Source organism: Acinetobacter sp. Q186-3, assembly GCF_013420655.1.
GTDB lineage: Bacteria > Pseudomonadota > Gammaproteobacteria > Pseudomonadales > Moraxellaceae > Acinetobacter > Acinetobacter indicus.
Map to the genome: position 1 here is coordinate 190,900 of NZ_VOXS01000005.1, position 11,647 is coordinate 202,546.

Genomic DNA, 11,647 nt, shown 5'->3' on the forward strand with positions numbered 1-11,647 from the left:
GCTTCCTTTTTTTATTACTTGGCAGTCAATAAAAAAGCCGGGAAAAGCCATGACAGTACGCTTTAAAATGCATAGCATGGGGCTGAATGTAAAACAAGAATGTACCCTACAAGGATCGACTATGCTGGCTTATGATGCAGATTTAGAATTATTCCGTGACAACTTCCGCCGCTTTATGAGCGAACAGATTGCCCCGCATTATGAACAGTGGGAACGGGAAGGAATTATGCCGCGCTCGGTCTGGAACCAGCTGGGTGAAAACGGCTTTTTATGTGTAGATGTACCGGAACAGTATGGCGGCTATGGCGTACCGACCCATTATTCGCTGATGCTGGTGGAAGAATCGGCACGTGCTGGTTATAGCGCACTGTCTACCGGTATTTCCTGTCATTCAGAAATTGCTGCGCCGTATATTTTAAATATTGGTTCAGAAGAACAGAAACAGTACTGGCTGCCAAAAATGGTTAGCGGTGAAGTGGTCGGTGCGATTGGTATGACCGAGCCGGGTGCTGGTTCTGACTTGCAAGCCATGCGCAGTCATGCCATTTTGCAGGATGATCATTATATTTTAAATGGTTCTAAAACCTTTATTTCTAATGGCCAACATGCCGATCTGGTGGTGCTGGCGGTAAAAACCGATCCGCAGGCACGCGCCAAAGGCGTGTCTTTATTATTAGTCGATACCCATCTGGATGGCTTTAAGAAAGGCACCAACCTCGACAAGATTGGCCTGCATGCTCAGGACACCTCGGAATTGTTCTTTGATAACGTGAAAGTACCCAAAGAACAGTTACTGGGCCAGCCGGGACAGGGCTTTGCCTATTTAATGCAGGAATTACCACGTGAACGGACCGCGATTGCCGCCACCGCCTTGGGCGCTATCCGTGGTTCGATTGACATCACCACGCAATACGTTCAGGAACGTCAGGCCTTTGGCCAGAAAATTGGCCAGTTCCAGAACAGCCGTTTTGTTTTGGCACAGGCTAAAATTGATGAGCTGGCCACGGCTGCATTTTATCACCAGAATGTTGAGCTGTATATGCAGGGCAAACTGGATGTTGAAACCGCGGCAGCACTGAAAAGCTTCTCGACCGATATGCAGATGAAAGTGGCCGATCAGCTGCTGCAGCTGTTTGGTGGTTATGGTTATATGACTGAATATCCAATTTCTCGTTTCTTTGTCGATGCCCGTATCCAGCGAATTTATGGCGGCACCAATGAAATTATGAAAGAGATTGTGGCGCGCGGTTTATTGGGCCGTTAAGTCCTGTACATCAGACCAAATGAAAACACCCGCCCAGCATCGACTGGGCGGGTGTTTTTTGGTGGGTGTGTTTCTGAGACTGATTTTAATGCAGGCTGAGCACATGCAGACTTTCCCGAATAAAGATCGGCAAGTCTGCTGGTGAGCGTGAGGAAATATACAGGTTATTGTCATTCACTACCGCCTCATCAAAATACACGGCGCCGGCATCCATCAGTTCCAGCATCACCGGGGCAATGCTGGTCATGCGCCGGCCTTTGACCACACTGGCATGGATCAGCAGTTGCGGACCATGACAGGTGCTCATAATCGGTTTCTGGGCATTGGCAAAATTTCGGACAAAATCGACAAAACGTAAATCATCACGCAGTTGTGCCGGAGATTGGCCGCCGGGAATCAGCAGCGCATCAAAATCATGAATGGTCACATCATCTATACTTTGGTCGATGGTTACCGAGCTGCGCCGTTGATAACCATAGACAATATTGCCGGCCTTGTTTTCAACATTTACCACGCTATGCCGCGCTGCACGGAATGCGTGGATCAATTCTGGATAGTCTGCATCTTCATAATCATGGGTAATCAGCACCGCGATTCTTTTTGACATTATTATTCTCCGAATTGCTTTAAATAAAAGAGTAAAGGGGAAAAAGCAAAATTTCATTGCTGCTTTGTAACCAGTTTTCTTATTTCTTTTTCAAGTTAAAATTTCTGGAATTTTATTCAATATTTATGGGCGTAATTTTCTATGTAAGTAATTATGACGCCTGTTCAGTTTACGCAATAAACTTGCAAAATCCTATCACTATTCATCGAATTCAGATGCAAAAGCTATCGGTTGATTGGAAAAAGACCCTGTTTCATCTGCTTAAATTCGCTACACTCTGGATGGAAAAACAGGCAAAGCGTCGTGACTTGTTCAGAATTATTCATGAGCTATAGCTGCTCAATTGATAAACAGTCTCACAAGTTGCAGAGAGTTTAACCAACTGTTTGTTTTTAAGACTGAATCAATCAAAGTTGTATTGCGCAACATTTGAAAGCTAACTATTGTTATACTGTTTGCATACCGTTTATGAAGGGCGACATAACAATGATCAACGACGATCAAAACACAACGACTTCTCTTGACCTGAACAATATTCGTGAGGAAATTGACTCTGTTGATATGCAGATTCAACAACTGATTAACCGTCGCGCACGATTGGCAGAAGCGGTGGCCAAAGCCAAATTTGCCGCTGAAGAGAATCCACTGTTTTACCGTCCGGAACGTGAAGCACAAGTTTTACGTAATGTTATGGATCGCAATGAAGGCCCATTGTCGGACCAGACCATGGCACGTTTATTCCGTGAAATCATGTCGGCCTGTCTGGCACTGGAAGCACCGCAAAGTATTGCCTTCCTGGGGCCTGTTGGGACTTATACCCATTCTGCGGTACTCAAGCATTTCGGTCATGATGCCCTGGTGCGCCCTTTACAAACCATTGATGAAGTATTCCGTGAAGTGGAAGCGGGCAGTGCGCATTATGGTCTGGTGCCGGTAGAAAACTCCTCTGAAGGGGTGGTTAACCATACCTTAGACTGCTTTAAAACTTCAAATCTGAATGTGATTGGCGAAGTTGAATTGCCGATTCATCATCAGTTCCTGATTTCTGCAAATACCCGTAAAGACAGCATTAAACAGATTTATGCTCACCAGCAAACGCTGGCACAGTGCCGTAAATGGCTAGATGCGCATTATCCTGGGGTGGAGCGTGTGGCTTTAAGTTCCAATGGTGAAGCGGCGCGCCGTATTCGTAATGAATGGCATTCTGCGGCCATTGCTTCTGAAATTGCGGCAACCATTTATGATCTTGAAATCATGCACAGCAATATCGAAGACAACCCGGAAAACACCACGCGCTTCTTGGTGATTGGCCGTGAGAAAGTGCCACAAAGCGGCAATGACAAAACTTCATTGCTGGTGTCTGCACATGACCGTGCCGGTGCCTTGCTGGAAATTCTGGCGCCATTTGCCAAACACAACATTAGTCTAACCAGTATTGAAACCCGTCCGGCTTTACCTGAAAAATGGGCCTATGTGTTCTTTATTGATTTGGAAGGTCATATTGAGCAAGACAATGTTAAAGCTGCGATTGAAGAAATCCGTCCATTGGTGAAAGAAGTCCGTGTACTCGGCTCTTATCCGGCGGCAGTTTTATAAAATTCTCTGGTGGCCGTGTGCGCTGCATGCGGCTGCTTTTCACCTGTAAATCTGGAAGTAAAAAATGTCGTTTGTCCCAGCCAATGAAGGCATCTCTAAGTTAAAGCCATATCAACCAGGTAAGCCGATCAGTGAACTTGAGCGCGAATTGGGTATTACCGATATTGTGAAATTGGCATCCAATGAAAACCCGTTGGGCTGTTCAGACAAAGTCAAAGAGGCCGTGGCTGCCGAGCTGGCAGAAATTGGCCGTTATCCAGATGGTGGTGGTTTTATTTTAAAAGACCAGATTGAAGCGCAGTTTGGTTTTGGTCATGAACGGATTACTTTGGGTAATGGTTCAAATGACCTGCTGGAAATGGTTGCCCGCGCTTTTGTGTCCGAGCAGGACTCAATCGTATATAGCCAGCACGCCTTTGCGGTTTATGCACTGGTGACTCAGGCCATTAATGCACAGGCCATTGAAGTACCAGCCAAAGGTTTCTCGCACGATTTAGAGGCGATGGCTGCAGCCATTCAAGCCAACACCAAGCTGGTGTTCATTGCCAATCCGAATAACCCGACTGGCACCTGGTTTGAAGAAGCTGAATTTGAAGCCTTCATGCAGAAAGTACCGGCCAATGTAATTGTGGTACTGGATGAAGCCTATGTGGAATACTTCCCGGAAAACTTCAACAGCCTGAAATATCTGGATCAGTATCCAAACCTGATTGTTAGCCGTACTTTATCGAAGTGCTATGGTCTGGCAGCGCTACGAGTTGGTTTTGCTCTGGCCTCTGTACAGGTGACTGATTATTTAAACCGTATCCGTCAGCCATTTAACGTGAACCATTTAGCTATGGTGGCAGCTGTAGCAGCGCTGAAAGATGAAGCCTTTATCGAAAAATCACGTGAAGTGAACAAGGCTGGTATGGCGCAGCTGGAAGCGGGCTTTAAGGCACTGGGCCTGAACTATGTGCCTTCACGTGCCAACTTTATTCTGGTTGATGTACAGGCTGATCCGGCACAAACCTTCAATGCCTTGCTCAAAGAAGGCGTGATTGTACGTCCGGTTGGTATTCCAAACCATCTTCGTGTATCGATTGGAACAGAAGCAGAAAATGCCAAATTCCTGACTGCACTGGCGAAGGTGTTAGGTCTGGACGCAAAGGCATAAGCCATGACGCAACCCCTGTTTGAAAAAGTCGCTTTTATTGGACTTGGGCTGATTGGCTCAAGTCTGGCGCGTGTGATTCAGGCTGAACAGCTGGCTCATGAGGTAGTGGCATCGACCCGTTCGCAAAAAACGCTAGAAGATGCCAAAGCCTTGGGTTTAATTGCTGCCGGTTATAGCGATCCGGTCGAGGCGGTGAAAGATGCTGATCTGGTGGTACTGGCCTTACCGGTACGTGCCACCGAATATGTGTTGCAGCAGATTAAACCGTATTTAAAACCTGATGCAATCCTGACCGATGTCGGCAGCACCAAAGGCAATGTGGTCGATGCAGCCAAAGCAGTTTTTGGTGAGCAGCTGCCTGCCGGTTTTGTGCCGGGGCATCCGATTGCTGGAGCCGAGCATACCGGGGTCCATGCCGGTAAGGTCGATTTATTCGCCAATCATAAAGTGATTTTGACTCCATTACCGACCAGTGCGGATTGGGCGGTCAATAAACTGATTCAACTGTGGGAAGCAGCCAAAGCGGAAGTAATCTGTATGGATGTGGACAAGCACGATGAAGTGCTTGCACATACCAGTCATCTTCCGCATTTAATGGCATTTAACCTGGTGGAGCAACTGGCCAACCGGGAAGACAATTTAGATATTTTTCGCTATGCTGCAGGCGGCTTTCGTGATTTCTCGCGAATTGCAGCCAGTGATCCACAAATGTGGCACGACATCTTCTTTGCCAACAAAAAGGCAATTTTGAATGCAGTCGATGGCTTTGAACAACAGCTGGCAATCTTGCGCCAGCTGATCGAACAGGAAAACTCGCAGGCTTTAATGGGCCTGCTGGGACATGCTCAAGCAGCGCGTCAGCATTTTAATCATATGCTGGCCAAAAAACCGTTGATGGAGAACAATAAAGTGACACAACAATTTACGATTTTACCGGGCTCTAAAAATTTCCAGGGTAAATTTACTGTGCCAGGTGATAAATCTGTGTCACATCGTTCAATCATGTTTGGTGCAATTGCAGAAGGCACCACCCATGTCACCGGCTTTTTGGAAGGTGAAGATGCGCTGGCGACTTTACAGGCTTTTCGCGATATGGGTGTCAGTATTGAAGGCCCGAAAAATGGTGAAGTGACCATTCACGGTGTGGGGATGCAGGGCCTCAAAGCTCCAGCCGGGGCGCTGTATATGGGGAACTCTGGCACCTCCATGCGTTTGCTGTCAGGCATGTTATCGGCGCAGGCCTTTGATTCGGTGATGACCGGTGATGCATCCTTGTCCAAGCGTCCAATGGAGCGTATTGCCAAGCCATTACGTGAAATGGGGGCGCAAATCCAGACCACAGGTGAGCGTGGTACGCCACCGGTGTCAATTACGGGCAGCCAGCAGTTAAAAGGCATTCAGTACGATTTACCAATGGCCTCGGCACAGGTGAAATCAGGAATTTTACTGGCCGGTTTGTGGGCCGAAGGTGAAACTGCAGTAACTGAACCGGAACCAACCCGCGACCATACCGAGCGTATGCTGCGTGCTTTTGGTTATGAAGTGAAAACCGAAGGTAACCGTATTTCCCTGCAAGGCGGCGGTAAACTGGTGGGAACCAATATTCAGGTGCCTTCAGATATTTCATCTGCAGCGTTCTTTATGGTGGGCGCGGCCATTACTGAAAATGCCGATGTCACTTTAGAAGCTGTGGGCATTAACCCGACCCGTACTGGCGTGATTGAAATCCTCAAACAAATGGGTGCAGATATTACTGTATCCAACGAGCGTATTGCCGGCGGTGAACCGATTGCCGATATTCGTATTCAGGGCAGCCGTACCTTAAAAGGTATTCATATTCCGGAAGATCAAGTGCCACTGGCGATTGATGAATTCCCGGCGCTGTTTATTGCAGCAGCCTGTGCGGAAGGCCAAACTGTATTGACTGGTGCGGCCGAGCTTCGCGTCAAAGAATCCGACCGGATTCAGGTGATGGCAGATGGCTTGAAAACCATGGGTATCGATTGTACCCCAACTGAAGATGGCATCATCATTGAAGGCAAGGGCAAAGCAGGTGACTGGTCGCCTGTGTTCACCGGTGGTGAAATTGAGTCACATCATGACCACCGTATTGCCATGAGTTTCTCGATTGCCGGTTTACGTAACTCGGAAGTGATTAAAATTGTAGGTACAGAAACGGTCGCGACCAGCTTTCCGACCTTTACCCAATTGACCGCTCAGGCCGGTCTGCAGATTGAAGTGACCGAATAAAGAGAAAAATAACCCAAAACAGCCAAGCTTTTGCTTGGCTGTTTGCTTTATATTGCTTATGCTAAAAATACAACAAGAACAGCAGTAGGGTCGTTTATGAAAACACTCCAGTTTACCGCACAATGTGATAACAAGGCCGAATTACAGGACTGTAAGATTGCCCAGAATTATGTGGCAGATTTGCTGGCCCGACAGTTAAACCAGCACGGCTTTGAAACCTTGCCGCAAAGTGGCGCACAAATTGCGGTTAGTGTGGAAGATCATCCTTTGCCCTTAAGCGTGAGCTGTGAAAGCCGCGATGCCGAAGGACGACTGGTGTGTGAAATCCTGTCTTATCCGGAAGAAGAGCAGGACTGGTTTGACCGGATTGAATCGCAAAGCTTGTTAAATCAGCTGGCCCAGGCGGTCGAGCAGACCTTAAAACAGGATGAAAACTTTACGGCCTTTGAATGGAAAAATTAAAACAATCCCAGATTGGAATTGCGAAGCCATTTCGTCTGTATCCATTTTAAAATTAACAGTACCGTCACTGATCTCCCCCCCCATAAAAAAACCCATCAGCAGATGGGTTTTTGTCTTTAGCCTAAGGCCAGGAAGCGGGTAATTGCAATCCGCAGCTGTTTTAAATAGCCGGTAAAGAAATGGTTGGCACCCGGTAAAATGGTAACCAGATGACGCTGTGGTTTGGCCCAAGTAATCATGTCCGAGAGCAGGGTCACATCATCAGCTTCGCCATGAATAAACAGGATGTCACCTTTAATTTCTGGGGTTACATAGTGACGTACGCCGGCCACCGTCGCAGTCGGCAAGCCGCATAAAATGGTCTGTTTTGGCTGTAATTCAACCGGTAGCGCTGCATAACTCTTTGCCATCACATGCGCACCAAAGCTGAAACCGCCGGCATAGAACGGCAGGCCAATGTGCTGGCTACGCGCATATTTGATGACTTCTAGAATATCGTCCGTTTCGCCAAAGCCTTCATCATGCACACCTTCACTCTGGCCTGAACCGCGGAAGCTTGGGCGATACACTACGCAGCCGCGCTCTAGGTACATTTGTGCTAATAATGCAGGAACTTTGTGTTGCGGGGTGCCGCCTTGCAATGGATGGGGGTGGCTGACAACCGCGAATCCTTTCACTTCACCCTGGGGATAATCTACGAAAACTTCAATTCGACCCACAGGACCTGGAATGAAAATTTGCTCGGACATAAGATAATCGAATAATGGCAGGAGAATCGATTATTTTACCGATTATGTTTAGGAAAAACACAGATTGGCATTAAAATAAGCTGACTGTTATAGTTTGATTAATTATTTTTTAACCACTTTTTGATCAGGATGTGTATGCTCGCCTTAATTTCTCCTGCTAAGACTTTAGATTATGAATCTGCATTACCCACCGACAGCCACACCTTACCAAGACTATTAGCGCATTCACAAGAACTTATCGACGTTAGTCGTACGCTATCTGCTTCAGAAATCGCCAATTTAATGAGTGTGAGCGAAAAAATCGCCAATTTAAACGTAGAACGCTTCCGCGACTGGCAGGCCGATTTTGATTTTTCCAATGCGCGTCAGGCGCTGTTTGCCTTTAAAGGCGATGTCTATACCGGTCTGGATGCCTATAGCCTGAAGGATCAGGACATTGATTACGCACAGCAACATTTGCGTATGTTATCAGGTCTGTATGGCTTATTGCGCCCGCTGGATTTAATGATGCCGTATCGTCTGGAAATGGGCACCAAGCTGAAAAATCCGCGTGGCAGCAATTTGTATGAATTCTGGGGCACCATCATTACTGATCTGATCAATGAAGATCTGGCTGCGGCCAAGTCTGAATTGCTGGTGAATATCGCTTCGGATGAATATTATAAATCGGTGAAAGAAAGTAAGATTCAGGCAGAAATCATCAAGCCGGTATTTTTAGACCAGAAAAATGGCAAATATAAAGTCATCAGCTTCTATGCCAAAAAAGCCCGTGGCCTGATGGCGCGCTATATCATCGAAAATAAAATTGAACGTGCTGAAGATTTAAAAGGCTTTAATAGCGATGGCTATTATTTCGATGCTGACAGCTCCCTAAAAGGTGAGCTGGTGTTTAAGCGAGATGAGCAAGCCGCATAAACAGGGGAGTGCGTGCCATGCAATCAGAACTTGCTGATTTTCAGTTGTATTGGCAACGCTGCGCTCAGCAGTTTTCGCTGAATCGCTGCCAGACGCAGCAGCTGTATGCGCGGCTGCTGGCGGCCTATAGTGAGCCGCAGCGGCACTATCATGGCGTGCAGCATATTCTGGAATGTCTGCAGCATTTCGATCAGATTCGCACACAGTTGCAGCAACCATCGCTGGTCGAGCTGGCGTTATGGTTTCATGATGCGGTCTATCATCCTAAAGCGCAGGACAATGAAGCACAAAGTGCGACATTGTGCCAGCAGTTATGTGCAGATTTTTTAACGGCAGCATAACTGGAAATCGTGAGCCGCTGGATTCTCGCGACCCGGCAGCATCAGCCTAGTGATGAGCCAGATTTAAATGCCTTGCTGGATATTGATCTGGCAATTCTGGCTGCGCCGCCAGTACGTTTTGCTGAATATCAGCAACAGATTCGTCAGGAATATGCCTGGGTTGAGCAGCAGCTTTATCAGCCCAAGCGCCGTGCGGTATTGATGCAGTTTTATCAGATGCAACCGCTATATCAGACCCGGTATTTCCAGCAGCATTATGAAGCACAGGCCAAACACAATCTGGCCCAGGCTTTGTCTACAACGGGCGAATCAGCATCGTGATGGTTTATTCACCCACTAAAATTCAGGCATAAAAAAAGGCAAAGTCAGACTTTGCCTTTTCCATCTTGTCACAAGATTAGTGGTGATGACCGCCAACACCATGTACGTGACCGTGGTCTAACTCTTCTTGAGTCGCTTCACGGATTTCTACGATTTCAACTTCAAACGTCAGGTCTTGACCAGCAAGCGGGAAGTTTGCATCAACGATTACGTTTTCGCCTTCAACTGCTTTAACCGTTACGATCTGTACGCCGTCATCAGTTTGTGCTTGGAACTGCATGCCAGGCTGAATGCTGTCTACGCCTTGGAACATTTGCGCTGGAACTTCTTGAACCAGGTCAGGGTTGTATTCGCCATAACCTTCAGCAGCAGGTACGTTTACAGTGAATTTTTCACCCACAGTTTTACCTTCTAGGGCTTTTTCAAGACCAGGGATGATGTTACCCGCACCATGCAAATAGGCAAGTGGTTCACCTTGAGATTGGTCGAGAGTTTCACCCTCTGCGTTAGTCAATGTGTAGTGGAAAGAAACCACGAGGTCATTTGCAATAGCAGTCATGTTATAGATCCATTTAGTTTTCTAAGGGTACATCATAAAGTGAAAAGGCAAATTTGTTGAATACTTTTACTCAAAAAACTCACATTTGGCTTTTTTATGACATTTTCCCAGATATTGGGGCAGTCGATAAAATTTCAATGCAATTTTATTTTAGGGCCAATTTTTCTGCCGAGCATATCTTTGGCGGTCAGCACCCCGGCATGGGTATAGCCATGAATGGTGGCCTGATGCAGCCGGTATAAAGACACATACATCGACTTGGCGACTATGCCCTGTACATTGACCCGACCGAGTAATTCACCCACGGCCGTATGCTGGCTTAAAGAAATCAGCGAGCCTTTGTCGGAGAATTTAAACATCGGCAGTGGTTTCCCATTCACGTGCTGGCTCAGGGCACGAACCAGAAAGCTGGCCTGCTGACTGGCCACCTGCGCACGCGGACCCAGCACCGGTTCATCGGCTTTGGGCTGGCAATGGGCACAATCGCCAAAGGCAAAAATGTTGGGGTCGGTATAAGTCTGTAAGGTGGCATAGACTTTTAAACGGTGCAGATGATCTTTTTCAAAATCATCCCACTGTTTAAAAATTTCCGGGGCCTGAATTCCGGCAGCCCAGACTTTAATTTCTGCTTCTAGCGGATTACCTGCAGCAAAATAAACCTGTTCTTCATCGACTTTGGCCACCCGATGCTGGGTCAGCACTTCAATACCAAAGCGCTCCAGCTGGACTTGGGTATGCCGGGAAATTTGCTGCGACAGCGCTGGTAAAATCCGGTCGGCAGCTTCAATGAGCGTAATCCGAACCTGCTGCGGGTCAATCCGGTTTAAACCATATTGGGCAAAAGTCTGTTTGGCCTGATACAGCTCTGCCGCCAGTTCAACACCGGTAGCACCGGCGCCAATAATGGCAATATTCAGGGCACGGCTTTGCGGTTGATTTTGGGCTTCTAAATACAGGTGTAGCAAGTCCTGATGAAACACCGTGGCCTGAGGCAGGCTGTCCAGAAAATGACAATGCTGTTTCACCCCTTCGGTATTAAAGTCATTGGAAGTGGAGCCTAGCGCCAGTACCAGCGTATCATAGTCCACGTCAATCTGCTTTGGTGGCTGCTCTTTTTTGGAAAATTGCGGTGCCTGCAGCTGAATCTTTTTCTGGGTCCGGTCAATGCCAACCAGGGTGCCTAATATAAACTGATAATGATGCTGGGCAGCTTGGACAAAATAGTTGGTTTCTTCCTGATGCGGATTGAGCGTGCCGGCTGCAATTTCATGTAGCAGCGGTTTCCAGATGTGGGTCAGTTTCTGATCGACCAGAATAATCTGCGCTTTGCCCGATTTACCCAAACGATGACCGAGTTGGGTAGCAAGCTCCAGACCGCCGGCGCCGCCACCGACAATCACAATACGATGTAATGCTGACATGATGAA

General features: G+C 47.3%; 10 protein-coding genes and 1 pseudogene. 7 read left to right on the forward strand and 4 right to left on the reverse strand.

All coding sequences use genetic code 11. The annotated features are described in order from the left end of the window. Window positions 1-121 precede the first annotated feature (121 nt). The gene (locus tag FTT64_RS06670; RefSeq protein ID WP_168407491.1) at window positions 122-1,264 is read left to right on the forward strand and encodes an acyl-CoA dehydrogenase family protein; all 1,143 of its coding nucleotides are present in this window, start codon (window positions 122-124) and stop codon (window positions 1,262-1,264) included. 85 nt (window positions 1,265-1,349) lie between these two features. Here FTT64_RS06670 and FTT64_RS06675 read toward each other — a convergent pair whose 3' ends face one another. After that, a complete protein-coding gene (locus FTT64_RS06675) occupies window positions 1,350-1,871 on the reverse strand; it encodes a type 1 glutamine amidotransferase domain-containing protein (protein WP_005179007.1) in 522 nt (173 codons plus the stop codon). A gap of 486 nt (window positions 1,872-2,357) precedes the next feature. Here FTT64_RS06675 and pheA point away from each other — a divergent pair, with 486 nt between their 5' ends. The 4 genes from pheA (at window position 2,358) to FTT64_RS06695 (ending at window position 7,335) form a co-directional block, all read left to right on the forward strand. Beyond that, window positions 2,358-3,467 carry a prephenate dehydratase gene (gene pheA, locus FTT64_RS06680; protein WP_005179005.1) on the forward strand — a complete coding sequence of 370 codons (1,110 nt, stop codon included), beginning with the start codon at window positions 2,358-2,360 and terminating at the stop codon, window positions 3,465-3,467. A gap of 64 nt (window positions 3,468-3,531) precedes the next feature. Beyond that, complete coding sequence (gene hisC, locus FTT64_RS06685; RefSeq protein ID WP_180182142.1) at window positions 3,532-4,623, forward strand: histidinol-phosphate transaminase; 1,092 nt, start codon at window positions 3,532-3,534, stop codon at window positions 4,621-4,623. A 3-nt stretch (window positions 4,624-4,626) separates the two neighbouring features. Further along, window positions 4,627-6,873 (forward strand): bifunctional prephenate dehydrogenase/3-phosphoshikimate 1-carboxyvinyltransferase, encoded by a 2,247-nt coding sequence (locus FTT64_RS06690; protein ID WP_005179002.1) that lies wholly within the window; start codon window positions 4,627-4,629, stop codon window positions 6,871-6,873. Between the two features lie 96 nt (window positions 6,874-6,969). Continuing rightward, entirely contained in the window at window positions 6,970-7,335 is a 366-nt protein-coding gene (locus tag FTT64_RS06695; RefSeq protein WP_016659168.1) for a hypothetical protein, read from the forward strand. A 116-nt stretch (window positions 7,336-7,451) separates the two neighbouring features. Here the strand turns inward: FTT64_RS06695 and FTT64_RS06700 are convergent, their stop codons facing one another. Next, complete coding sequence (locus FTT64_RS06700) at window positions 7,452-8,084, reverse strand: alpha/beta hydrolase (RefSeq protein WP_005178998.1); 633 nt, start codon at window positions 8,082-8,084, stop codon at window positions 7,452-7,454. Between the two features lie 135 nt (window positions 8,085-8,219). Between FTT64_RS06700 and yaaA the strand changes: the two genes are divergently transcribed. Beyond that, on the forward strand, window positions 8,220-8,999 hold the full coding sequence (gene yaaA, locus FTT64_RS06705) for a peroxide stress protein YaaA (protein ID WP_005178997.1): 780 nt from the start codon (window positions 8,220-8,222) through the stop codon (window positions 8,997-8,999). A 17-nt stretch (window positions 9,000-9,016) separates the two neighbouring features. Then, window positions 9,017-9,661 (forward strand): annotated as a pseudogene (locus FTT64_RS06710) (metal-dependent hydrolase). A gap of 76 nt (window positions 9,662-9,737) precedes the next feature. Here FTT64_RS06710 and slyD read toward each other — a convergent pair. Beyond that, complete coding sequence (gene slyD / locus FTT64_RS06715; RefSeq protein WP_005178991.1) at window positions 9,738-10,220, reverse strand: peptidylprolyl isomerase; 483 nt, start codon at window positions 10,218-10,220, stop codon at window positions 9,738-9,740. Window positions 10,221-10,354: 134 nt separating this feature from the next. Further along, the gene (locus tag FTT64_RS06720) at window positions 10,355-11,641 is read right to left on the reverse strand and encodes an NAD(P)/FAD-dependent oxidoreductase (protein WP_180182141.1); all 1,287 of its coding nucleotides are present in this window, start codon (window positions 11,639-11,641) and stop codon (window positions 10,355-10,357) included. Between the last annotated feature and the right edge of the window lie 6 nt (window positions 11,642-11,647).